This is a genomic window from Arthrobacter sp. K410C (assembly GCF_059090105.1).
Map to the genome: position 1 here is coordinate 459,450 of NZ_JBNHFJ010000001.1, position 22,299 is coordinate 481,748.

21 protein-coding genes and 1 pseudogene are annotated in these 22,299 nt (G+C 64.7%); 9 read left to right on the forward strand and 13 right to left on the reverse strand.

The features are described 5' to 3' along the window. Positions 1-153 precede the first annotated feature (153 nt). The 3 genes from AC5RU7_RS02170 to AC5RU7_RS02180 are packed head-to-tail and all read right to left on the reverse strand — an operon-like array spanning position 154 to position 2,681. Positions 154-1,434: a hypothetical protein gene (locus tag AC5RU7_RS02170; protein WP_494050889.1), complete on the reverse strand. Its 1,281-nt coding sequence runs from the start codon at positions 1,432-1,434 to the stop codon at positions 154-156. Next, entirely contained in the window at positions 1,431-1,850 is a 420-nt protein-coding gene (locus AC5RU7_RS02175; RefSeq protein ID WP_494050890.1) for a DivIVA domain-containing protein, read from the reverse strand. The genes AC5RU7_RS02170 and AC5RU7_RS02175 overlap by 4 nt, the downstream gene beginning before the upstream one ends. A 48-nt stretch (positions 1,851-1,898) precedes the next feature. After that, the gene (locus AC5RU7_RS02180; RefSeq protein ID WP_494008811.1) at positions 1,899-2,681 is read right to left on the reverse strand and encodes an LOG family protein; all 783 of its coding nucleotides are present in this window, start codon (positions 2,679-2,681) and stop codon (positions 1,899-1,901) included. A 103-nt stretch (positions 2,682-2,784) separates the two neighbouring features. Here AC5RU7_RS02180 and AC5RU7_RS02185 point away from each other — a divergent pair, with 103 nt between their 5' ends. From AC5RU7_RS02185 to AC5RU7_RS02200, 4 genes are all read left to right on the forward strand, one after another. After that, the gene (locus AC5RU7_RS02185) at positions 2,785-3,540 is read left to right on the forward strand and encodes an amino acid ABC transporter ATP-binding protein (RefSeq protein WP_494050891.1); all 756 of its coding nucleotides are present in this window, start codon (positions 2,785-2,787) and stop codon (positions 3,538-3,540) included. An 84-nt stretch (positions 3,541-3,624) separates the two neighbouring features. Then, on the forward strand, positions 3,625-4,512 hold the full coding sequence (locus tag AC5RU7_RS02190; RefSeq protein ID WP_494008813.1) for a glutamate ABC transporter substrate-binding protein: 888 nt from the start codon (positions 3,625-3,627) through the stop codon (positions 4,510-4,512). A gap of 95 nt (positions 4,513-4,607) precedes the next feature. Continuing rightward, complete coding sequence (locus AC5RU7_RS02195; RefSeq protein ID WP_494008814.1) at positions 4,608-5,258, forward strand: amino acid ABC transporter permease; 651 nt, start codon at positions 4,608-4,610, stop codon at positions 5,256-5,258. Further along, positions 5,255-6,094 carry an amino acid ABC transporter permease gene (locus tag AC5RU7_RS02200; protein WP_494050892.1) on the forward strand — a complete coding sequence of 280 codons (840 nt, stop codon included), beginning with the start codon at positions 5,255-5,257 and terminating at the stop codon, positions 6,092-6,094. Before AC5RU7_RS02195 ends, AC5RU7_RS02200 begins: the two co-directional genes overlap by 4 nt. A gap of 64 nt (positions 6,095-6,158) precedes the next feature. Here the strand turns inward: AC5RU7_RS02200 and dapE are convergent, their stop codons facing one another. Then, a complete protein-coding gene (gene dapE / locus AC5RU7_RS02205) occupies positions 6,159-7,346 on the reverse strand; it encodes a succinyl-diaminopimelate desuccinylase (protein ID WP_494050893.1) in 1,188 nt (395 codons plus the stop codon). A gap of 51 nt (positions 7,347-7,397) precedes the next feature. On the opposite strand from dapE, the gene dapD reads away from it, so the two are divergent. Continuing rightward, on the forward strand, positions 7,398-8,426 hold the full coding sequence (gene dapD / locus AC5RU7_RS02210; protein ID WP_494050894.1) for a 2,3,4,5-tetrahydropyridine-2,6-dicarboxylate N-succinyltransferase: 1,029 nt from the start codon (positions 7,398-7,400) through the stop codon (positions 8,424-8,426). Between the two features lie 6 nt (positions 8,427-8,432). After that, positions 8,433-9,284: a transglycosylase SLT domain-containing protein gene (locus AC5RU7_RS02215; protein WP_494050895.1), complete on the forward strand. Its 852-nt coding sequence runs from the start codon at positions 8,433-8,435 to the stop codon at positions 9,282-9,284. Positions 9,285-9,321: 37 nt separating this feature from the next. Here AC5RU7_RS02215 and AC5RU7_RS02220 read toward each other — a convergent pair whose 3' ends face one another. Together AC5RU7_RS02220 and AC5RU7_RS02225 are read right to left on the reverse strand one after the other, a co-directional pair. Beyond that, positions 9,322-9,933 carry a hypothetical protein gene (locus tag AC5RU7_RS02220; protein ID WP_494008819.1) on the reverse strand — a complete coding sequence of 204 codons (612 nt, stop codon included), beginning with the start codon at positions 9,931-9,933 and terminating at the stop codon, positions 9,322-9,324. 94 nt (positions 9,934-10,027) lie between these two features. Next, the gene (locus tag AC5RU7_RS02225; protein ID WP_494050896.1) at positions 10,028-10,645 is read right to left on the reverse strand and encodes a TetR/AcrR family transcriptional regulator; all 618 of its coding nucleotides are present in this window, start codon (positions 10,643-10,645) and stop codon (positions 10,028-10,030) included. Between the two features lie 108 nt (positions 10,646-10,753). Between AC5RU7_RS02225 and galE the strand changes: the two genes are divergently transcribed. Then, a complete protein-coding gene (galE, locus tag AC5RU7_RS02230) occupies positions 10,754-11,767 on the forward strand; it encodes a UDP-glucose 4-epimerase GalE (protein ID WP_494050897.1) in 1,014 nt (337 codons plus the stop codon). Between the two features lie 188 nt (positions 11,768-11,955). Here galE and AC5RU7_RS02235 read toward each other — a convergent pair whose 3' ends face one another. From AC5RU7_RS02235 to fdxA, 3 genes are all read right to left on the reverse strand, one after another. After that, on the reverse strand, positions 11,956-13,242 hold the full coding sequence (locus AC5RU7_RS02235; RefSeq protein WP_494008822.1) for a citrate synthase: 1,287 nt from the start codon (positions 13,240-13,242) through the stop codon (positions 11,956-11,958). 249 nt (positions 13,243-13,491) lie between these two features. Then, the gene (gene dapC / locus AC5RU7_RS02240; protein WP_494050898.1) at positions 13,492-14,631 is read right to left on the reverse strand and encodes a succinyldiaminopimelate transaminase; all 1,140 of its coding nucleotides are present in this window, start codon (positions 14,629-14,631) and stop codon (positions 13,492-13,494) included. Positions 14,632-14,644: 13 nt separating this feature from the next. Further along, positions 14,645-14,971, reverse strand: a complete 327-nt coding sequence (gene fdxA, locus AC5RU7_RS02245) for a ferredoxin (RefSeq protein WP_009356972.1) — start codon at positions 14,969-14,971, stop codon at positions 14,645-14,647. Positions 14,972-15,108: 137 nt separating this feature from the next. Between fdxA and AC5RU7_RS02250 the strand changes: the two genes are divergently transcribed. Continuing rightward, positions 15,109-15,345 (forward strand): putative acetyltransferase, encoded by a 237-nt coding sequence (locus AC5RU7_RS02250; protein ID WP_494050899.1) that lies wholly within the window; start codon positions 15,109-15,111, stop codon positions 15,343-15,345. Between the two features lie 179 nt (positions 15,346-15,524). On the opposite strand, the gene typA is transcribed toward AC5RU7_RS02250, so the two are convergent. After that, the gene (gene typA / locus AC5RU7_RS02255; protein ID WP_494050900.1) at positions 15,525-17,453 is read right to left on the reverse strand and encodes a translational GTPase TypA; all 1,929 of its coding nucleotides are present in this window, start codon (positions 17,451-17,453) and stop codon (positions 15,525-15,527) included. Between the two features lie 242 nt (positions 17,454-17,695). Between typA and AC5RU7_RS02260 the strand changes: the two genes are divergently transcribed. Continuing rightward, positions 17,696-18,667, forward strand: coding sequence for an SGNH/GDSL hydrolase family protein (locus AC5RU7_RS02260; RefSeq protein ID WP_494050901.1), 972 nt, complete (start codon positions 17,696-17,698; stop codon positions 18,665-18,667). 42 nt (positions 18,668-18,709) lie between these two features. Here AC5RU7_RS02260 and AC5RU7_RS02265 read toward each other — a convergent pair. The 3 genes and pseudogenes from AC5RU7_RS02265 to ychF form a co-directional block, all read right to left on the reverse strand. Further along, positions 18,710-19,292: pseudogene (locus AC5RU7_RS02265) on the reverse strand (ABC transporter ATP-binding protein); the annotation flags it as partial. A 35-nt stretch (positions 19,293-19,327) separates the two neighbouring features. After that, positions 19,328-21,094, reverse strand: coding sequence for an ABC transporter family substrate-binding protein (locus AC5RU7_RS02270; protein WP_494050902.1), 1,767 nt, complete (start codon positions 21,092-21,094; stop codon positions 19,328-19,330). A gap of 106 nt (positions 21,095-21,200) precedes the next feature. Continuing rightward, a complete protein-coding gene (gene ychF / locus AC5RU7_RS02275; RefSeq protein WP_494008831.1) occupies positions 21,201-22,286 on the reverse strand; it encodes a redox-regulated ATPase YchF in 1,086 nt (361 codons plus the stop codon). Positions 22,287-22,299: the final 13 nt, after the last annotated feature.

Consider the following 22,299-nt stretch of genomic DNA (forward strand, 5'->3'; position numbering starts at 1 on the left):
GCGGGTTGCTTTTACCGCCAAGGCTGCGCGTATTCTGAATGCTTTTTGTCCTTGCTTACTTATCATTATCGCGGAATTACCCGCACGTAGCTAATCGATGGACATTTTCGGTATGCCTATATTCCCGTCCTGACCTGCAGGGAGTTTCCGGAACTAGGGCGGGTAGTCGCCGCCGCCCGGCAATGGCGCCCAGGCCCACAGCCAGACGATCCATACGATCTGGAGCAGCAGGAACATGGTGACCACCGTGCCCCGGTAGGCCCTTGACCTGGACAGCAGCACCGCCCCGAGCGCCAGCGGAAACAGCGGAAGCAGCATGCGGAAGGTACTGGTTTGGGGATGCAGGAATGCCAGAAGGTAGCCCATGTAGGAGGCGCACCACAGCCGGAGTTCGACGCCGAGGCGCACCACGGGCGGAAGGAACAGCATCAGCCCGAACAGGGCAACGAAAACAAATGGCGCCAGGAGCCCGAGCACAGGACCGAAAAGGTCGACGCCGGTATCGAACCACGGCTTGAACGGCACCAGGTCGTGTCCCCGCCAGGCCGTTTCGGTCTTGGTGTAGGCCCCGAAGTCGCCGGTCGCGGCCCACGCCGCTGCCGGCCAGGCCAGGGCCGCCACTCCTGCAACGGCCGTCAGGACAGCCAGCGCCGCCAGGTCCCCCGCGGAGTGCGCTTCCCCTGCACTTCCGGGTGAATTCGCTCCGCGGAAACGCCCGGAGAGGGGAAACCGCTGCAGGAACCGGAAGCACAGTACCAGCCCAAGCATGAGCGCGAAGGGAACGCCCACGGGACGCGACAGGCAGAGCAGCACCACCACCGGAACCGCCCACAGGTACTGCCGGCGCACCACCAGCAGCAAGGCGCCCGCCAGGAGCAGCAGGGACAGCGACTCCGCGTACGGCACCTGCAGCACTGCCGATACCGGGAACGTGGCGAAGAAGGCAACACCCCAGAGCGCAGCCACGTGGGGGGCCCTGTGGCGGAACAGGGTGTAGACCAGCAGTGCCGCTCCCCAGCCGGCCAGCATGGCAATGACGGTGAGTGAGGCAGCCGGGCTCAGTCCCGTGAGGCGCCCCAACCCTCCTGCGAGTGCGGGAAACAGGGGGTAGAAAGCCCAGGCGTTTTGCTGCACATCGCCGGTGGTGTCTGTGGGAAGGAGCGACGGATAGCCGTTGGCGATCACCTCGCCATACCACCGGGCGTCCCAGATGTTGATGAAGTTCCAGTAGTCCGGCTTGGCCGCGAACCAGGGGTTGGGCCCCTGGTGGAGTGCGGCCGCCATGAAGATGCAGGCGCTGGCCAGCCTGGCACTGACGTAGATGGCAGACACCTGGACCCACCAGGGCCAGCTGCGCATGGCTACTCCGGCCCGGCCCGCGAGCGCGTGGGCGGAAGAAGCGATGCCCGTCCTGCGCCGGGCCACGGTACTCACAGGCTGCCCTCCCCGGAAGTGGCCTTCCCGCCGTCGGGCGCTCCGGCGGACCCGCCGTCGTCCAGTCCCCCGTCGCTGGCGCGCGGATGCTGCTCATAAGCCTGCAACCGGGCGCGCAGCTCCTGCACCTCCTGCTGCGTGGCTGCCAGCTGGTCGCGCAGCTCGTCCAGGACCTGGTCCACCTGGTCCATCCTGTAGCCCCGAAGGCCCAGCGAGAAGCGGACGCGGTCCACATCCTCGGGGCCGGCACCGGCCGGCAAAAGCACCGGGGGAAGATTGGCGGGCGGCTGCTCGAACCCGCCGTCCAGCAGCACGGGCAACGGCCGGCCGCCGGCACCACTGGCACGGCGCCCCAGGCTGGCCCAGGCAACTGCCCCCACCAGCACTATGGCAAGGAAAACCAGAAAGAAGCTCACTGTTCCATCGTGCCAGACCGGGCCCGCCGTACCGGACTGCTTGGAAAGCTACTCCGGCCGCTGCTCGCCGTTCAGGGACGGCGTAATGCCCGCCTGCAGGACGCGGTTCACGGCTTCGGCGGGATCGTCCACGAGCTGGATCAGGTCCAGGTCCTTTTCGGAAACCATTCCTTCGGCCACCAGGGTTCCGCGGATCCAGTCGATCATGGGGCCCCAGAATTCGACGCCGAGCAGCACGATGGGGAAGGACGTCACCTTCCGGGTCTGCACCAGCACCATGGCCTCGAACAGTTCGTCAAGGGTTCCCAGGCCGCCGGGGAGCACGATGAACCCCTGGGCATACTTGACGAACATGGTCTTGCGGGCAAAGAAGTACCGGAAGTTGATGCCCAGGTCCACCCACTGGTTCAGGCCCTGCTCGAAGGGAAGCTCAATCCCCAGCCCCACGGAAACGCCGTTGCCTTCAACCGTGCCCCGGTTGGCGGCCTCCATGGACCCAGGTCCCCCGCCCGTGATGACGGCGACGCCGGCCTCCGCCAGCTTCCGGCCGACCTCGACGCCCATCTCGTAGTAGGCGCTGCCCGGTTTGGTGCGGGCCGATCCGAAGACGCTCACCGCCTTGCCGATGTCCGCCAGCGCACCGAACCCCTCGACGAACTCGCTTTGGATTCTCAGGACCCGCCACGGATCCGTGTGAACGAACTGCCCGGGCCCCTTGGTATCAAGCAGATGCTGGTCCGACATTTCCACCGCTGCCTGCTTGCGGCGCAGTTCGAGGGGCCCCTTACGGCGCGGCTGGGAGTTCTTGGCCGGATCTGCGTTGATGCTCATTCCCCTAGGCTAACCTCCCGCGGCAGGTATCTCTTGAATCACGATCCGCAGGAAGTTGGGGTGATTCCCGTCATAAGGACCCGCAGTTCGCTAGATTCTTCCTATGACTACTCTTGTGCCCGGCGATACCCTCGTTTCCCTGCAGGCCGTCAATAAGCATTACGGCCAGTTGCACGTTTTGAAGGACATTAATCTGCAGGTCCGCAAGGGCGAGGTCGTTGTGGTCATCGGTCCTTCCGGCTCCGGCAAGTCCACTCTGTGCCGCGCCATCAACCGGCTTGAGACCATCGAAAGCGGGACCATCAGCATTGATGGGAAGGTGCTTCCGGAGGAGGGCAAGGAACTCGCCCAGCTCCGTGCCGACGTCGGAATGGTTTTCCAGTCGTTCAACCTTTTCGCACACAAGACCATCCTGGAGAACGTCACCCTCGGCCCCATCAAGGTCAAGGGTGCCGCCAAGGCCACCGCGGACAAGGACGCCATGGCGCTCCTGGAACGCGTGGGCGTGGGGCATCAGGCGCCCAAGCTGCCGGCCCAGCTCTCCGGCGGCCAGCAGCAGCGCGTCGCCATCGCCCGTGCCCTGGCCATGAAGCCCAAGGTGATGCTCTTCGACGAGCCCACCTCGGCACTGGACCCCGAGATGATCAACGAAGTCCTGGATGTCATGATCCAGCTCGCCAAGGAAGGCATGACCATGATCGTGGTCACCCACGAGATGGGCTTCGCCCGCAAGGCCGCGGACCGCGTTGTCTTCATGGCGGACGGCCAGATCGTCGAGGACGCCACCCCGGAGGAGTTCTTCACGAACCCGAAGAGCGACCGGGCCAAGGACTTCCTGTCCAAGCTCCTAACGCACTGAAACACGTTCGCCACAACAACCCGAACAACCACACTCAAGTTCGCACCCAGGCCGTGACCCACGGCCACCAATGAAAGGAATGTCATGAAGGCATTTATGACCCGGCGGAAGTCATTCTTCGTGGCGGCTACCGCTGCCGTCGCCCTGTCCCTGAGCGCCTGTGGCGGCGGCGACGCCGGAACCACCAGCGATCCGACCGTGGCCGAAACGCCCACCTTCGCCCCCGGCACCACCATGGAGAAGCTTTCTTCCGCCGGAACCATCAAGATCGGCACCAAGTTCGACCAGCCGCTCTTCGGCCAGGTGGGCCTTGACGGCAAACCGGTGGGCTTCGACGTCGAAATTGGAAAGCTAATTGCAGCAGAGCTGGGCATTGCCGCGGACAAGATTGAATGGTCCGAGACCGTCTCCGCCAACCGCGAACCCTTCATCGAGCAAGGCAGGGTCGACCTGGTCATCGCCACCTACACCATCAACGACAAGCGCAAGCAGGTTGTTGACTTCGCCGGCCCCTACTACGAAGCCGGCCAGGCCCTGATGGTCAACAAGGACAACGACACCATCAAGACCCCCGAGGACGTCAAAGGCAAGAAGGTTTGCTCCGTGACGGGTTCCACCCCCGCTGCCACCATCGTGGATCAGTACGGTGCGGAGCTGGTCCCCGCCGCCACCTACTCCGCGTGCCTGGAGCCGCTGCGCAACAAGCAGGTTGAAGCCGTCACCACCGACAACGTGATCCTCGCCGGCTTCGTGGACAAGGAACCGGACGCCTTCAAGCTCGCCTCGGACGAAACCTTCACCAAGGAGCCCTACGGCATCGGCCTGAAGAAGGGCGACACGGAGTTCCGTAACTGGATCAATGACCAGCTGGAGAAATTCGAAGAGAACGGGTCCTACGAGAAGGCCTGGGAGGCCACTGCAGGTTCAGTCATCAAGACCGCGCCCGATCTGCCCACGCTTGACCGCTACTAAGGCAAACAAGCGTTGCCGGGGTTGCCGGGGCCGGTTCGCCGGCCCCGGCAACTTTCCGCCTTCCCTCCCGTCCACGCCGACAGCCGAAGGATCCTATGGACGTCATTCTTGAAAACCTGCCCCTGTACTGGGAAGGCTTTCTCCGCACCCTATTCCTTTCAGCAGTATCCGGGATCATCGCTTTGGTACTCGGTACCCTTCTTGCGGCCGCCAGGGTTTCGCCGGTAGCAGCGTTGCGCGGTTTCAGCACCGTCTACGTGGAGGTTCTCCGGAACACGCCGCTCACCATCGCGTTCTTTTTTGCCGCCGTCGTCCTTCCGCGGCTTGGCGTGACCTTCGAACAGTTCGAAGTCGCGGCCATCATTGCCCTCAGCACCTACACCGCTGCGTTCATCGCCGAAGCTGTCCGCTCAGGTGTCAACAGCGTCCCGGTCGGCCAGGCCGAAGCCGCCCGCAGTATCGGCATGAAGTTTGGGCAGGTCCTGAACCTCATCATCCTCCCCCAGGCGCTGAGGACAGTGATCCCGCCGCTCATCAATATCCTGATCGCCCTGGTGAAGAACTCCTCCGTAGCGGGTGCGTTCTTTGTCCTTGAACTGTTCGGCTACGGCCGCCAGCTGGCCAACGCCAACGGCGACGCCGTGATCGCCGTACTGCTGGGCACCGCATTCTTCTATCTGCTCCTCACCGTTCCGCTGGGCATCCTGGCCAGCACGGTGGAACGAAAGGTGGCGATTGCCCGATGAGTTCAGTCCTTTACGACGTCCCCGGACCGAAAGCCCGGCGGATCTCCCTGATCGGCTCCATAGCCGGTTCCCTCCTGATCCTGGGCCTGCTGGCGTGGATCATCATGACCCTTGGCCAGCAGGGCATTTTTGAAGGCCGCCGCTGGCGGATTTTCACCCGGGCGGACGTCTGGACGCTCCTGGCCAATGGCCTCGGCGCGACCCTCAGCGCTGCCGCCCTCGCAGCGGTTATCGCCTTCCCCCTGGGACTGGTGCTCTGCCTGCTGCGCATATCAGACTCGGCCTTTATCCGGGTCCCGGTGCGGGTGGTTCTGGAGTTCCTCCGCGGCATGCCCGTGGTCCTGATGATGCTGTTCGTCCTCCTGGGCTTCGGCACCTCCCCGTTCATCGCCGTCGTGACGGGCCTTGTCCTATATAACGCGGCGGTGTTTGCCGAAATTATCCGCGCAGGCATTCAGTCTCTGCCCCGCGGGCAGCGCGAAGCGGGCTTGGCCATCGGCCTCACCAGCTTCAAGTCGCGCATGCTCATCGAGCTTCCGCAGGCCATCCGCCGGATGATGCCATCCCTGGTGGCACAGATGGTGGTGCTCCTGAAGGACACCTCGCTCGGCTACATCGTGGCATACGGCGAGCTGCTGCGCGCCGTGCAGGTGATGGCGGACTTCCTGGGCACGCAGTTCCTGTTCCCCATCTTCTTTGTTGCCGCGGCAATCTATATCGCCATCAACATCCTCGTGTCCAGGCTTGCCGTCTGGATCGAGCGCCGCGGCTCCAAGAAGGCAGCCGGAGGTGTCGCCAAGGCTGAACCTGAAAAGGCCGAAGCCCCAATTCCCTAACGGTTCCAAACGAAATGGCCCGGACCAGCAGGTCCGGGCCATTCCCGTTTAACCCGGAAGGCTTCTATCGCGCGCTTGGCCCCGCCAGCCAATCCTGCAAGGCCGCGAGGCATCTGCGGATGGCGTCGGCATGGACATGCTCATTGTCCTTGTGCGCCAGCAGCGCATCCCCGGGGCCGAAGTTCACTGCCGGAATGCCCAGCTCACTGAAGCGTGCGACGTCGGTCCAGCCGTATTTCGGCTTGGGTTCGCCTCCCACAGCGGCAATAAAGGAGGCCGCGGCCGGATGCTGGAGTCCCGGCCGGGCGCCTGCCGCGGCGTCGGTACGGACAACGTTGAAGCTCTCCAGCAGGCCGCGCACCACCGCTTCTGCCTGGTCGGGCGTCTTGTCCGGGGCAAACCGGTAGTTGATCTCCACCACGCACCGGTCCGGGATGACATTGCCGGCGGTTCCCCCGTTGATCCTCACGGCGTTGAGGCTTTCGCGGTAATCAAGGCCGTCAACCGTGATGGTCTGTGGCTCGTAGGCAGCCAGCCGGGCGAGGATGGGCGCCGCGGCGTGGATGGCGTTGCTGCCCATCCAGGCCCGGGCCGAGTGTGCCGCCTCCCCCACGGTTGTTGCTTCGAAGCGGCTGGTACCGTTGCAGCCGCCTTCCACGGTGCCGTCCGTGGGTTCCAGCAGGATGGCAAAGTCACCGTGCAGCAGCGGCCCGTGATTGCGGACCAGGCGGCCCAGGCCGCTCTTCACCGCTTCCACTTCCTCGTTGTCGTAGAAGACGAAGGTGACGTCCCGCCCGGGCTGAGCGCCGCCGTCGAACATGGTTGCTGCCAGTGCAAGCTGCACCGCAACGCCGCCCTTCATGTCGGTGGCACCGCGGCCGTACAAGATCCCCTCGCCCGGGACGCCGGACTCCCAACAGGAAGGCACCGTGCCTTTCGCGCCCTCGGCAAGCGGCAGCGGGACGGTGTCCAGGTGCCCGGCAAGGATGACCCGCTCGGAATGCCCCAGCTCGGTGCGGGCGATGATGGCATCACCGTCGCGGACAACGGTGAGCTGGGGGATCTGCAGGAGGGCCGCTTCGACAGCGTCCGCGAGTTCTTTCTCGTTCCCGGAGACGCTGTCTATGTCCATGATGGCCGCGGTCAGCAGCGCGACGTCCTGCCGCAGATCCAGCCGGGGTGGCACGACTCGCCGGCTGGAGTCCTTGGTGGAGAGGGTGGAAGCGGGGTCCGGAGCGGTTTCGGCAGTCACGAAGCCAGTCTAGTTCGAACCCGGAGCCCTGCCCTCGATAGACTGGAGCACATGACTGAGACCGCTTCTTCCGCCGTGCCCGAAACCCTGAACTCCCCCACCGACGAACGCTCCGCCTATGGCTTCGGCGTGGCCACCATCGCCACCGCCAACGGCGAGGCAACGGTGCTGGACGTCTGGTTCCCCGCACCGGCCCTCGGCGTTGCCGCCGAAAACCTGCGTTCAGTGGAGAACGCCGACGAGGCCCTGACGCAGATCGCGGAAAACGGCACCGACGAGGACCGCGGCACAGAGCAGAAAGTGGTCTTCGTCCAGGTCAACCTCGACGAGGCTCCTGCCGACACAGCCGACGCCTACCTCCGGCTCCACCTGCTCTCACACCGCCTCGTCCGGCCCAACACCATCAACCTGGAGGGCATCTTCGGCAAGCTGCCCAACGTCGTCTGGACAAACTTCGGCCCCGCCGCAGTGGAGGGCTTCGAACTGACCCGCGCCCGGCTCCGCCGCCGCGGCCCCGTCACGGTCTATGGCATCGACAAATTCCCGCGCATGGTGGACTACGTGGTCCCCCCCGGTGTCCGCATCGCCGACGCCGACCGCGTCCGCCTCGGCGCCCACCTCGCCGCCGGCACCACGGTCATGCACGAAGGCTTCGTGAACTTCAACGCCGGAACACTGGGCACCTCCATGGTGGAGGGCCGCATTTCCGCAGGCGTTGTCACCGGTGACGGCAGCGACGTGGGCGGCGGCGCCTCCATCATGGGCACGCTCTCAGGCGGCGGCAAGGAAAAGATCACCATTGGCGAGCGGGTGCTGTTGGGCGCCAACTCCGGCGTCGGAATCAGCATTGGTGACGACTCCGTGGTGGAGGCCGGACTGTACGTGACGGCAGGAACCCGCGTCCGGGTACCGGGTCCCAAGGACGAGGTGGGTGAGGACACCACCAAGATCGTGAAGGCCGCGGAACTCTCCGGGGTCCCCAACCTGCTGTTCCGCCGCAACTCCACCACCGGTGCCGTGGAGGTCCTTCCCCGCAAGGGCCAGACGGTGGAACTGAACGACGCCCTCCACGCCAACTGACTTCCGGTGGCACGCAGACGCGGCCTGCACCGCCTGGCGGTGCTCCTGCTGGTCCTCGCCCTGGTGGTCGGCGGCATCTACTCGGCTGTGTTCTTCGTGCAGCGCTCCGAGACCCTCGTCTCGGAGCGCTGCACGGCCGTGGTCGGCGAGCGGAGGGCTGAGCTGGCTCCCGACCAGGCCGTCTATGCCTCGCTGATCACCGCCGTCGCGGTCCAGCGCGGGCTGCCGCCGCGGGCGGCAAGCATTGCCCTGGCCACGGCCATGCAGGAGTCCAAGCTGCGGAACATCGGCCACGGCGACCAGGCCGGTCCGGATTCACGGGGGCTGTTCCAGCAGCGGCCGTCGCAGGGCTGGGGCACTGAGGAACAGGTCATGGACCCCTACTACGCCGTCAACGCCTTCTATGACGCGCTGGTCCGGATTCCGGGCTACGAAACCATGGAAATCACCGACGCCGCGCAGCAGGTCCAGCGTTCCGCGTACCCCACCGCCTACGCCCAGCACGAGGACATGGGCAGGTTTTTCGCCTCGGGCCTGTCCGGCCAGACACCGCAGGCTGTGCACTGCACGCTGCGTTCCACCGAATCAGCCGGTGACGCCCCAGCTGTCTCCGCCGAACTGGACCGTGCCTATGGTTTCCTGGGCAGCAAGGTTGAGGGGCAAACCGTGGTGGTGGAAGCCACCGGCAGCCAGGCCTGGTCCGTGGCGCACTGGGCGGTGGCAAACGCCAAGGGCCTGGAGGTAACCCAGGTGGAAGTGGCAGGACGCAGCTGGGACCGCGCGGAACGCAACGGCTGGCAGGAATCTGCGGCCCCCGAGGGCGAGGTCCGGATCACCGTGGCGGCGCAGGACGCGTGAAGCTCCAGCCGCTCCGGCTAAACTTCGGCCACCCCGGCTAAACGAGAATTTCGACCACGGGCTGCACGTAACTCCGGAAGAGCTCCGGCTGGCTCATGAGCTTGCGGCTCATGATGATCTTGTCCGGTTCCAGGTACCACGCGCGGTCCTCGTTGAGCGGCAGCTCAATGATGCTCAGCGTGAAGTCTCGTGAATCCCGGCCCACCTCCAGGAGCCGGTCATCCACCATGTCCTCCAGCAGCTGGTTGGTTCCGCTGGCAACCCGTTCCGCCTCCAGCTCCGCGTATTCGCTCCGCCGTTCACGGGCCCAGGTGAGGGCTGCGCCAAAATGTGCCTGCAGGACGCGCTGGAGTGCCGGTGAGTTGCCAAACGCCGCGAAGTCGGGCGGCGTGAGTTCGGGCGAAGTCTGGGGATAGGCCTTGAGGAGCTGCTCCCACCACGCCTCCCACTCCGTCTTGAGGGCACTGATGCCGCCCACGTCAGCCGTCAGGTGTGTATGGTCGGCGGGACGGATCTTGGGCGAGGCATGCGACAGTGCCGGGTGGCCGGCGCCGTTCAGTCCAGCGGTATCGCGGACGTACAGTGCGATCATCATGGGCCCGGACGTGTCCGTGGTGATCCGCCAGCCTGTACCCGTTGCCTGATGCATCCCAAATCCCTTCCCTGACGCGCCTCTGCCGGGTCTGGTGATCCGGTTCTGCGCCCTCTCCCGGCTATCAGTCTATTCCCGCTCCCTGCCCACGTTAACGCCCCTGGGCTTCCAACCCGTCAAGGTGCCGCTCCAAAACGCCGCCGACAATCTGCGCGGTTATCCACCCGGGGTGGAGCAGGGCGTGCAGGCACAGCCCGTCCAGGGTGGCCAGCAGGCGCTCGGCTTCCAGCACCAGGCTGTCTTCCGCTTCCCCCTCCGGCACCAGAGTGGCCACCACTTGGCCAATGATGGCGGCCACTTCCCGGTGGCTCCGGTCCGCAACCGGGGCGAGGAAAGGCCTGATCCTGGCGGCGTTGCGGAAGGCCAGCCAGGCACAGGCGTCGAGTGCCCGCGCCTCGTCCAGGGGCAGGGCGCCGCCAAGCAAGGCCAGTACCGCCGCTCGCTGCCCGGTGCTGCCGTGGGCCGCCGCCGTGAGGTGCGCCGCGCCGTTTCGCAGCCGCCCCACGATGCGGTCCACCACTGTGCCGAAGGAGTAGGCGAGCAATTCGTCACTGTTGGCGAAGTAGTGCCGCACGGAGCCGACGGCCAGGCCGGCCTCGTCCGCAACTTCTCGAAGCGATGCCCGTTCCAGCCCGTCCACTGCGATGATCCGCAGGACCGCTTCCACAACATCCTGGCGGCGGGCATGGGCGTCCACGATTTTAGGCATCCCTCTTATGTAGCACAGTTGTGCTTCCAAGATTGGCTGGGCCGACCTGGCCTGCCCGGCATCCGGAACGCGACGGCGGCAGTACGTCCCGTGGGATAGCGTGGAGGCATGAAGATTCTGGTTACCGGGGGCACCGGTTACATCGGTTCCCACACTGTTCTTTCCCTGCAGGAAGCCGGCCATGACGTGGTGGTCATGGACAACCTGGTCAACTCCAGCGAAGAGTCCCTGCGCCGGGTGGCCGAACTCAGCGGCAAGGCCGCCGAATTCCACCAGGTCGACCTGGTGGACGAAGCCGCCGTGGAACGTGTCTTCGCCGGCAGCGCCATCGACGCCGTCATCCACTTCGCCGGCCTGAAGGCCGTGGGGGAATCAGTCCAGGAACCGCTGAAGTACTACTACAACAATCTGGTGGGCACCCTGAACCTGATCCGGGTCATGGAGCGGCACGACGTCCGCTCCTTCGTGTTCAGCTCCTCCGCGACCGTCTACGGCGAGCACAACCCCATCCCGTACGTCGAGAAAATGGAAATCGGCGCCAACAACCCCTACGGCCGCACCAAAGAACAGATCGAGGACATCCTCTCCGACCTCGGCGCCGCGGACCCGCGCTGGCACATAGCACTGCTGCGCTACTTCAACCCCGTCGGCGCCCATCCCTCCGGCCGGATCGGCGAAGACCCGCAGGGCATCCCCAACAACCTCGTCCCGTTCATCGCCCAGGTCGCCGTCGGCCGGCGCGAGAAGCTGATGGTCTTCGGCGGCGACTACGACACCCCGGACGGCACCTGCCTGCGCGACTACATCCACGTGGTGGACCTCGCCCAAGGCCACGTCGCAGCCCTGAACCACGTCGCAGACCGCGCCGGCGTCTTCCGCTGGAACCTGGGCTCCGGCAAGGGCTCTTCCGTCCTGGAAGTCCTGCGCTCCTTCGAGAAGGCAGTCGGCAAGCCCATCCCCTACGAAATCACCGCCCGCCGCGCCGGGGACCTGCCCGCCTTCTGGGCAGACGCCACCTCGGCACTGGCCGACCTCAGCTGGTCCACCACCAAAACCGTAGACGAAATGTGCGAAGACCACTGGCGCTGGCAAAAGAACAACCCCAACGGCTACATGTCCTGATTTCGCAGCCCCACTTACCCCAGCACAACGAAACGGCCGCCCACCTGGAGAGGTGGGCGGCCGCCGTCTTAATGGGCCCACACCGGCGAGGGACCCGAACCGAGCTTGCGAGGTTTGGGAGCCGGTGGATGGGCCCACACCGGCGAGGGACCCGAACCGAGCTTGCGAGGTTTGGGAGCCGGTGGGGACTAGCGTGCCGGGTAGTCCCGGGCCGGTTCGCCGATGTAGAGCTGGCGCGGACGGCCGATCTTGGTGTTGGGATCGCTGATCATTTCCCGCCACTGGGCGATCCAGCCGGGCAGGCGTCCGATGGCGAACAGTACGGTGAACATCTTCTCCGGGAAGCCCATGGCCTTGTAGATCAGGCCGGTGTAGAAGTCCACGTTCGGGTAGAGCTTGCGCTGGATGAAGTAATCATCGTTGAGCGCCTTCTCTTCCAGGCGGAGGGCGATGTCCAGCAGTTCGTCGTTGCCGCCGAGCTTGCTGAGGATCTCGTGCGCGGTGGCCTTGACGATCTTGGCGCGCGGATCGTAGTTCTTGTAGACGCGGTGCCCGAAGCCCATGAGGCGGACGCCGTCTTCCTTGTTCTTGACCTTCTCCATGTAGTCCTCGGGCTTGAGGCCCTCGGCCTGGATCTGGCGGAGCATCTTCAGCACGGCTTCGTTGGCACCGCCGTGGGCCGGCCCGAAGAGGGCGTTGATGCCTGCCGAGACGGAGGCGAAAAGGTTGGCGTTGGACGAGCCCACCAGGCGAACGGTGGAGGTGGAGCAGTTCTGCTCGTGGTCCGCGTGCAGGATCAGGAGCAGGTCCAGGGCCTTGGCCACAATTGGATCAACTTCGTACTGCTCGGCCGGCAGGCCAAAGCTCAGGCGCAGGAAGTTCTCCACCAGGTTGTGGGAGTTGTCCGGGTACAGCATGGGCTGGCCGATGGACTTCTTGTGCGCGTAGGCGGCGATGACCGGCAGCTTGGCCATGAGCCGGATGGTGGATACTTCCACCTGCTCGGCGTTGAACGGGTCCAGCGAGTCCTGATAGAACGTGGACAGCGCGGACACGGCGGAGGACAGGACGGGCATCGGGTGGGCGTCGCGCGGGAATCCGCCGAAGAAGCCCTTCAATTCCTCATGCAGCAGGGTGTGGCGGCGGATCTTCTGGTCGAACTCTTCCAGCTCCGTGGGGGTGGGCAGGTTGCCGTAGATCAGGAGGTAGGACACCTCGAGGAAGCTGGAGTGCTCCGCCAACTGCTCGATGGGGTATCCGCGGTAGCGCAGGATGCCCGCATCGCCATCGATGTAGGTGATGGCCGAGGTGGTTGCCGCGGTGTTCATGAAGCCGGGGTCAAAGGTGACTGCACCCGTCTGCTTCAGCAGCTTGGAAACGTCGTATCCTTCGTTTCCTTCAATAACCGGGATGCGCGGGAGCTTGAGCTCGCCACCTGCGTGCAGCAGGGTCGCAGCGTTGTTGGTCTCAGTCATGGAGTCCCCTTCATGAGGCTTCTGGGCCTCTGTCGAAAGCTTGATCCAATATCAGGTGAGCCGCGCACTGACCCTGAGGACACAGGTTCCAACACCCGGGCTGCCTTCTTGTAGAAAGCCACCATTGATCAGTTAAAAAGTACCGCCCCTTGGCGGGTGTCACTAATCCGAGACCGCCCGATTTCCCCTAAAATGCCCACGATGTGGCGCGAGTCACATGATTGTTACGGGGATTGGATGCGCTCCCGCCTAGCGGAGGCGGTCCACCGCAGCGTCGATCCGTTCATCGGTTCCGGTCAGTGCAACCCGCACATAGCCGTTACCGGCATCGCCGTAGAAGACCCCGGGCCCCACCACAATGCCGCGCTCAGCCAGCCTTGCCACGGTGTCCCACGTGTTCTCCCCCGCCGTGGACCAGAGGTACAGCCCGGCGTCGGAATCTTTGATCTCCAGGCCGAAGTCCAGGAGTGCGGGCACCAGCCGCTCCCGGCGCCCGCGGTAAAGGTCTTTCTGGGCCTCGACGTGGGCGTCGTCGCCAAGCGCCACCCGCATGGCTTCCTGCACGGGATAGGGAACGATCATGCCAGCGTGCTTGCGGCTGTTGACAAGGTTGGGCATCAGGTCCGGATCGCCGGCCACAAAGGCGGCGCGGTAGCCTGCGAGGTTGGACTGTTTGCTGAGCGAGTAGACGGCGAGGAGGCCCTGGTGCGAGCCTCCTGCCACGCGCGTGTCCAGGATGCTGGGCACCGGCTGGCCGCCGCGCTGGACGTCCCAGGTTCCCCAGCCGAGTTCGGCGTAGCATTCGTCCGACGCCACCACGGCGCCCAGTTCGCGCGCCTGCGCCACGAGCGTCTTCAGCGAGTCGGCGTCGCGGACACTGCCGGTGGGATTTCCGGGGGAATTGACCCAGACCAGGCGAACCCGCGAGCGGGTGGCGTCGTCGAGCTCGTCGAGGTTGTCCGTCGCCACAGAGGACGCCCCTGCCAGCGTTGCACCGATATCGTACGTCGGGTAGGCCACCCTGGGGCGCACGACGACGTCCCCCGGCTTCAGGCCAAGCAGCAGCGGCAGCCACGCGACGAGTTCCTTGGAACCGACCGTGGGCATGATGTTGCGGGGGTCCAACCCGGCCACGCCGCGGCGGCGGTCGAACCAGCCCGCGATGGCTTCCCGCAGCGCGGGCATGCCGTGGACGGTGGGGTATCCCGGTGCGTCAGCAGCAGCCTTCAGCGCATCCTGGATAAGTGCCGGAGTGGGGTCCACCGGCGTCCCGATGGACAGGTTAACCACTCCGCCAGGGTGCTCCGAAGCCTTCGCGAGGTACGGCGCCATGGCCTCCCAGGGGTAATCGGGCAGGTCAAGGCCGAACGAATTCACTGCTGCAGTCACCTTCCCGCGGGCGTCAGTGGTCTTGGTTCTGCGGCGGCAGGGCGGCGATCATCGGGTGGTCCTTGCCGGTGTTGCCGATCTTGGCGGCACCGCCCGGGGAACCGAGGTCGTCGAAAAACTCCACGTTGGCCTTGTAGTAGTCGGCCCACTCGTCCGGAGTGTCGTCCTCGTAGTAAATCGCCTCAACCGGGCATACGGGTTCGCAGGCGCCGCAGTCCACGCATTCGTCCGGATGGATGTACAGCGAACGCTCACCCTCATAGATGCAGTCGACGGGGCATTCTTCAATACATGCCTTGTCTTTGACATCTACACACGGCTGCGCGATTACGTACGTCACGTCCCTGGCCTCTCCACGTTGGTTCCGGCAACCCGCCGGTTCTTGCATCCGGCAGCTGCGGCCGGACTCTTGACATCTGAGCCTATTATCTCCCAGCCCGTTCCCGCGAACCTAGCCGGGACCCCTAGTATGAACTGGTGAGTCAGCCGCCTACCCCTGCAGGGTTCCTTGCCGCAGCCGAACCCGGAACACGGGTGGTGGTCCGCTACCGGGTCGAGGACGGCCTGACGGACGCACTGGGCCATCTGGTCTCCTGCGGCGCCGGCGCCTGTACAGTCCGTACCCGGCAGGCCGACGTCGTGATTCCCCTTGACCTTGTGGTGGCTGCCAAGCAGGTGCCACCGGCGCCCGAACGCCGCAAGCCACGCGCTTAAGGCATCCCTCACGCCGCCGTCGTACTGGGACGGCGCGGTGACCCTATTAAACGGAAAAGCCGGGACGTGCGGCGGTAATACCGTAGTACCGCCTGCCGTCCCGGCTTTTCCAACAGAGTTTTTGTCCAGATATGGCGGACTAAACCGCCTGGAAGTGGCCGTATCTGGACAAAAACTCCTTAGGTCTTGGCGCGGGCGCGGTTGGCCTTGGCGCGCTCGTTGGTGTCCAGGATGACCTTGCGGATGCGGATGGCCTCCGGGGTTACCTCAACGCACTCGTCCTCGCGGGCGAATTCCAGCGACTCTTCGAGGGTCAGGTCACGCGGCGGCGTCAGGTTCTCGAAGGTGTCGGAGGAAGCGGCACGCATGTTGGTGAGCTTCTTTTCCTTGGTGATGTTGACGTCCATGTCGTCGGCGCGGGAGTTCTCGCCCACGATCATGCCCTCGTACACCTCGGAGGTGGGCTTGACGAAGAACGAGCCGCGCTCCTGCAGGTTGATCATGGCGAACGGGGTGACCACGCCGGCGCGGTCAGCAACCATGGAGCCGTTGGTACGGTACTCGATGGGGCCGGCCCACGGCTCGTAGCCCTCGGAGATGGACGCCGCGATGCCGGCACCGCGGGTGTCCGTGAGGAACTTGGTGCGGAAGCCGATCAGGCCACGGGCCGGAACAATGAACTCCATGCGGCACCAGCCGGTGCCGTGGTTGGCCATGTTGGTCATGCGGCCCTTGCGGGCTGCCATGAGCTGGGTGACTGCGCCGAGGTACTCTTCGGGCACGTCGATGGTCATGTGCTCCATCGGCTCGTGGATCTTGCCGTCGATGGTCTTGGTGACAACCTGCGGCTTGCCGACGGTCAGCTCAAAGCCTTCGCGGCGCATCTGCTCAACCAGGATGGCGAGGGCGAGCTCGCCACGGCCCTGGACTTCCCACGCGTCGGGGCGCTCGGTGGGGAGCACCTTGATGGAGACGTTACCGATCAGTTCCTTGTCCAGGCGGTCCTTCACCTGGCGGGCGGTGACCTTGGCACCCTTGACCTTGCCGGCCAGCGGGGAGGTGTTGATACCGATGGTCATGGAGATCGCGGGATCATCCACGGTGATCAGCGGCAGTGGCTGCGGGTTCTCGACGTCGGTGAGGGTTTCACCGATGGTGATGTCCTCGATGCCTGCGACGGCGACGATCTCACCGGGACCTGCGGATTCAGCCGGGACGCGCTCAAGCGCCTTGGTGGCCAGGAGCTCGGTGATCTTGACGGTCTTCAGCTCGCCGTTCTGGCGGGCCCAGGCAACCTGCTGGCCCTTGCGGAGAGTGCCGTTGTAGATGCGAAGCAGGGCGAGGCGGCCCAGGAACGGGGAGGCGTCCAGGTTGGTGACGTGCGCCTGCAGGACACCTTCCGGGTTGTACGTCGGCGCGGGGATGTGGTCGATGATCGCCTTGAACAGCGGCTCGAGGTCCTCGTTGTCCGGGGCGGAGCCGTTGGCCGGCTGTTCCAGGGAGGCGCGCCCCACCTTGGCTGCGGCATAGACCACGGGAACTTCAAGGACCTTGTCCAGGTCCAGGTCAGGAACTTCATCGGCGAGATCCGATGCCAGGCCCAGGAGCAGGTCCATGGATTCGTGGACCACTTCGTCGATGCGGGCGTCGGGGCGGTCGGTCTTGTTGACCAGGAGGATGACCGGCAGGTGCGCGGCAAGGGCCTTGCGGAGCACGAAGCGGGTCTGCGGCAGCGGGCCCTCGGAGGAGTCCACGAGCAGCACAACGCCGTCGACCATGGACAGCCCACGCTCCACTTCGCCGCCGAAGTCGGCGTGGCCCGGGGTGTCGATGACGTTGATGGTGATGGTCTCACCGTTGGAGGACGGACCGTTGTAAGCCACGGTGGTGTTCTTGGCCAGGATGGTGATGCCCTTTTCGCGCTCCAGGTCACCGGAGTCCATCACGCGGTCTTCAAGGTGGTTGTGCTCGGCAAAGGAGTTGGTCTGCTTGAGCATGGCGTCGACCAATGTGGTCTTGCCGTGGTCAACGTGGGCCACAATCGCGACGTTGCGCAGGTCACTGCGCGATGCAGTGGCTACCGCGGTGTTGGTGGTGGTTTCAGACATGCGTAATGGCTCGATTCAGTGGAGTCAGCTGTTGTATCGCGCCAATTCCTAACCGGAACGCACGACGGATCAGGCCCTTTGCACAGGGCGCCTTCCCCTATCTTACCGGCACCAGCATTTATTGGCCTAAAAGGGGAAGCTGGCCAACCGGAACAGTATCCAAACACGTACCGGATGCCTTGCCGGCCGCGGCATCAAAAGTTATTGGATTAACCCGCATACATGCCGCATGATTACTGTTGATGAGCAGCGAGAGTCCCGGGAGAGGCAGGTCCGTCCTGCGCCGGGTGCTGGTGCGCAGTGTAGTCCTCGGACTGGCCGCCACGATTGTCCTCGTTGCCCCGGGACAGCCGTCGATGCCCGTCCCCGCAATCCCCGGCGGTGTGCGGGTTGCAGTCCAAACCGGTGCAATGCCCGAGGGCACGCCGCCCCGACTGCTAAGGGCCGTGCCGGTTCCCGGCCAGCCGGCCGCCGCTCCCTACCGGCCGCATCTGGACTTGCCCAAGTTCGTCGAAGGAATGTCGATCCCGCTGCCCGGCTCCATCTACCGGAATCCCATCAGTGGCCGCAACGAGGTGGTTGTGCCGAACATCAGCAGGACTGCTGTGCTCATAGGCGACTCCCAGTCGGCGCCGGCGCACGGATGGCCAAGGCAGGCACTCGCGGCGTTGGGCTACCATGTCCACTTTGCCGGATTAGGCGGGACGGGTTACGTCAAGGCAAATGGCGGCGTCGGCAACTATATCGACGCCCTCGAGCGTGGTGACTGGCTGCTCCCGGTGGGCACGCCGGCCCTGGTGGTTGTCCAAGGCGGCGGGAACGATGCCGGGAGCGGGGCAACGGACGCCCAGATTACCGGCAACGCCAACAGGCTTCTTCACGCCTTGAAGTCCAGGTATCCGGCCACGCAAATCGTCGTAATAGGGACGCTGGGGCGCGGAGCGGGCAACGGCGGCGGGCGACGAACCCAGGTCGATGCGCTGCTGGGAACCATTGCTGCCCAGCATGGCCTCACATTTGTCAGTGTGGGCGACTGGGTGAGCAGGTACAAGTTGACCAGTCGCCTGGCAGATGCAGTACACATGAGCGTCGAGGGACACAACGCCCTTGGAGTCCTCCTGGCGCAGCGGCTGAGGGAACTGAAAATCCGGGACCTTGCGGCAACCAAGGGCACCATGTCCGCCCGTTCGGGCGACCATGAAACGATGGGCTGATGCCGCCTGGAAACGGCGGCATCAGCCCAGTCAATCCAACCGCTACGCCACTTCGGGCGGCAGCATCAACTTCGCGCCCGGGATGGCATTGAGGAGGGCCTTGGTGTAGTCCTCCCGCGGCGATTCGAAGACCTCGTCGGTGGAACCGGTCTCCACCAGGCGTCCCTTTTCCATGACGCACAACATGATCCGCGATCTGGCGGACCACGGCGAGGTCGTGGGTGATGAAGAGGTAGGTCAGCCCGAGGTTCGACTGCAGATTCGCAAGCAGGTTTAAAACCTGCGCCTGGACCAGCACGTCCAGGGCGGACACCGCTTCGTCACAGATGATCACTTCGGGGTCCAGCGCCAGGGCGCGGGCGATGGCAACACGCTGCCGCTGCCCGCCCGAGAGTTCGTTCGGGTACCGCTGCATGGCGGACTGTGGCAGCGCCACCTGGTCCAGCAACTCCCGGACCTTCTTCTCCCGGGTGGCACTGTTGCCGATCTTGTGGACCCGCAGCGGCTCCTCGATGGTACGGAAGATGTTGTACATCGGATCCAGGGAGCCGTAGGGGTCCTGGAAGATCGGCTGAACCCGGCGCCGGAACTTGAACAGCTCTGCCGCCTTGAGCTTCGAGGTGTCAGGCGGCGAGGGAAGGCCTATCCAACTCGCCGCAACTATCCGGCCAGGCGCCAGTCCCACACATTCCACCAGACGCCCAGCGGGCCGGAGCTTGATTTCACGCCGGCAATTCGGGGGCCGAAGGCGGTGGTGCCGATGGTTTGGTAGAGCGGGAGCCCGTAGGCGTTCTCCCAGATCTGCTTGTCGATTTCTGCGAGCAGTTCGTCCTGCTTGCCGAGGTCAGTGGTCCGTGCGAGCTCTTCCATGGCCTTGTCCGCGTCCGCGTCCGAGAAGCCGTTGAAGTTACTCCCTGCGCCCGTCCGGAAGATCTGTGGCACGCGGCTCACACCGGCGCTGCTGCCGATCCAGCCCAGCAGTGCGGCGTCGTGGCCGTCCTCGCCCAAGGACCGGGCCCAGTCGGCGCTGCTTTGCCCGCCGTCCTCCACCCGGAATCCTGCAAGCGCCGCCGAGTCCCGAATCAAGGCGAATGCCTGGGCACGGTTGGGGTTGTCCCTGTTGTAGAGGATCCGAACCGTGGGTGTTTCCCCGTCCAGGAGCTCCTTTGCGGCCTCGATGTCCACTTCGGCGAATTCCGAGGATCCGTTGTTCCTGGCGGTGTCCTCATACTTGGGCTGCACCGGCAGGAAGACATGGGAGTTGAGCGGCTTTGCGTCCGGCTGCAGGTTCCCCACGACGGCTTCGACGATGGCCTGGCGCGGGACGGTCTTGAGGAATGCCTCACGGACATCCCGCCTGGCAAACGGGCCGGAGAAGTTGAGGTCCAGGTGGTCATAGCCGGACTGGTCGTACCGTTCGAGGGTATTGCCCTGCTCCGCCAGGCCTTCGAACACATCCTCGTTTCCGGCTGAGGGCTGGGGCGAGATAATGTCCGCTTGCCCGTTCCGCAGGGCGTCGACCGCCGCCGGGAGGGCACCGGTGAACCGGACATTGATCTCATCCAGCCACGGTTCTGATCCCCAGACGTAATCCCGGTTGCGGACAAGCCTCATGGAGACTTCGGGAACGATGTCCACCACGATGTACGGGCCGCTGGAAAGGTACAGGGCAGGATCGTCGGGAAGGGCCTTGGTGTCGAAGCCCGAGTTCCAGAAATCGCTGACCGCCTTCAGTTCCGTGTTGACCGCGGGCTTTTCGGGATCCCCCCGCGGTGAGTCGCGAATCAGTTCAACAAGGTCTTCCTCATCGTTCAGCCCGCTCTTGGCGGCAACGACGTGAGCCGGGAGGCCGACGTCGAAGGCTACTTCCCAGTCAGCGTAAGGGGTGGCGTACTCGAGGGTGATCGACCGCCCGTCTCCCCCCAGTTCGGGAAAGACCGTGCCGGCCAGCCCGCTGGTGTCCGATGCAGTGGAAAAGTACCTGGTGCCGGTGCCCGATATGGGGTCGGCGTCGTCGAAGTAGCCCGAACCTGCCGCCCAGCTGAGGAGGAGGTCACCGGCATCGATGGCCTCGCCGTCGGACCATTTGACGCCCTCGTTTACGGTGTACTTCACCTTGAGGGGCTCGTCCGACACCTTCTCGAACCGGCCGAACTTGTCATTGCGCACCACCGCGGCCTTGTCGTCCAGGTAGTAGAACCCGGAGTGGGTGATGTAGCCGATCTTGGAATTGATGTCCGTGTTGCCGTCGGCGCTGTACGGGTTGAAGGAAGAGAACGCGTTGACTTCGGCCACGGTGGCAACGCCGCCCCGCTTCGCCTCCCCCACGATCACAGGGGCGGTGCCGCCGCCGCCGGAGCAGCCCGAAAGCACCACCACAGCCGCAAGGGCTGAAGTGACATAACGCATCAGACGCCCGACCGGCATGCCGCCTCCTTGTGTTTTCCCTCTGGGGGAAGGGGACCTGGAGCTGCCAGGATCACGCCCTACATAGTCAGGATAAGGTGTCCGCGCAGGCAGACGCCGGACCGGCTCAGACGTTGAAGCGGAACTCCACCACGTCGCCGTCGGCCATGACATACTCCTTGCCTTCGATGCGCACCTTGCCGCGGGACTTGGCCTCGGCCATGGAACCCGCCTCGACGAGGTCCTCGAAGGAGACCACCTCGGCCTTGATGAAGCCGCGCTGGAAGTCCGAATGGATGACGCCCGCTGCCTGCGGCGCGGTGTCCCCCTGCTTGATGGTCCAGGCGCGTGCTTCCTTGGGGCCCGCCGTGAGGTAGGTCTGCAGGCCCAGTGTGTGGAAACCCACCCGTGCCAGCTGATCGAGGCCGGACTCGTCCTGGCCGTTCATTTCCAGCATTTCCCGGGCTTCTTCCTCGTCCAGTTCCACGAGGTCGGCCTCGAGCTTGGCGTCCAGGAAGATGCAGTCTGCGGGGGCAACCAAAGCGCGGAGTTCCTCCTGCTTTTCCGGGCTGCCCAGGATTGCCTCGTCCGCATTGAATACGTAGATGAAGGGCTTGGCCGTCAACAGGCCGAGCTCCTTGAGGTGTTCCATCTCCAATTTGTCGCTCTTGATCGAGGAGTAGATGGTGTCGCCGCGTTCAAGGACCGCTTGGGCAGCCTTGATTGCCGCGAGCTCTGCGGCCTCCCGCTTCTTGATCTTGACCTCTTTTTCGATCCGGGGGATGGCCTTCTCGATGGTCTGCAGGTCGGCGAGGATGAGCTCGGTGTTGATGGTTTCCATGTCCGAGCGCGGGTCCACCTTGCCGTCGACGTGGACGACGTCGGGATCGTCGAAGACGCGGACTACTTCGGCGATTGCCTCAGCTTCACGGATGTTGGCCAGGAACTGGTTGCCGAGCCCTTCGCCTTCGGACGCGCCCTTGACGATGCCGGCGATGTCCACGAAGGAGACCGCTGCGGGCAGGATACGCTGCGAACCGAAGATGCCGGCCAACTTGTCGAGGCGGGGGTCGGGCAGGTTCACGACGCCGACGTTCGGTTCGATGGTGGCGAACGGATAGTTCGCGGCCAGGACCTGGTTGCGGGTAAGCGCGTTGAAGAGGGTTGATTTGCCGACGTTGGGCAGTCCGACGATGCCAATAGTAAGAGCCACGAGCATTGATTCT

What these genes read in the sequence shown, in the direction of transcription:
- AC5RU7_RS02180 (WP_494008811.1), bottom strand. Translation starts at nt 2,681, where the DNA reads ATGAGCATCAACGCAGATCCGGCCAAGAACTCCCAGCCGCGCCGTAAG.
- AC5RU7_RS02185 (WP_494050891.1), top strand. Translation starts at nt 2,785, where the DNA reads ATGACTACTCTTGTGCCCGGCGATACCCTCGTTTCCCTGCAGGCCGTC.
- AC5RU7_RS02190 (WP_494008813.1), top strand. Translation starts at nt 3,625, where the DNA reads ATGAAGGCATTTATGACCCGGCGGAAGTCATTCTTCGTGGCGGCTACC.
- AC5RU7_RS02195 (WP_494008814.1), top strand. Translation starts at nt 4,608, where the DNA reads ATGGACGTCATTCTTGAAAACCTGCCCCTGTACTGGGAAGGCTTTCTC.
- AC5RU7_RS02200 (WP_494050892.1), top strand. Translation starts at nt 5,255, where the DNA reads ATGAGTTCAGTCCTTTACGACGTCCCCGGACCGAAAGCCCGGCGGATC.
- dapD (WP_494050894.1), top strand. Translation starts at nt 7,398, where the DNA reads ATGACTGAGACCGCTTCTTCCGCCGTGCCCGAAACCCTGAACTCCCCC.
- AC5RU7_RS02220 (WP_494008819.1), bottom strand. Translation starts at nt 9,933, where the DNA reads ATGCATCAGGCAACGGGTACAGGCTGGCGGATCACCACGGACACGTCC.
- AC5RU7_RS02225 (WP_494050896.1), bottom strand. Translation starts at nt 10,645, where the DNA reads ATGCCTAAAATCGTGGACGCCCATGCCCGCCGCCAGGATGTTGTGGAA.
- galE (WP_494050897.1), top strand. Translation starts at nt 10,754, where the DNA reads ATGAAGATTCTGGTTACCGGGGGCACCGGTTACATCGGTTCCCACACT.
- AC5RU7_RS02235 (WP_494008822.1), bottom strand. Translation starts at nt 13,242, where the DNA reads ATGACTGAGACCAACAACGCTGCGACCCTGCTGCACGCAGGTGGCGAG.
- typA (WP_494050900.1), bottom strand. Translation starts at nt 17,453, where the DNA reads ATGTCTGAAACCACCACCAACACCGCGGTAGCCACTGCATCGCGCAGT.
- AC5RU7_RS02260 (WP_494050901.1), top strand. Translation starts at nt 17,696, where the DNA reads ATGAGCAGCGAGAGTCCCGGGAGAGGCAGGTCCGTCCTGCGCCGGGTG.
- AC5RU7_RS02270 (WP_494050902.1), bottom strand. Translation starts at nt 21,094, where the DNA reads ATGCCGGTCGGGCGTCTGATGCGTTATGTCACTTCAGCCCTTGCGGCT.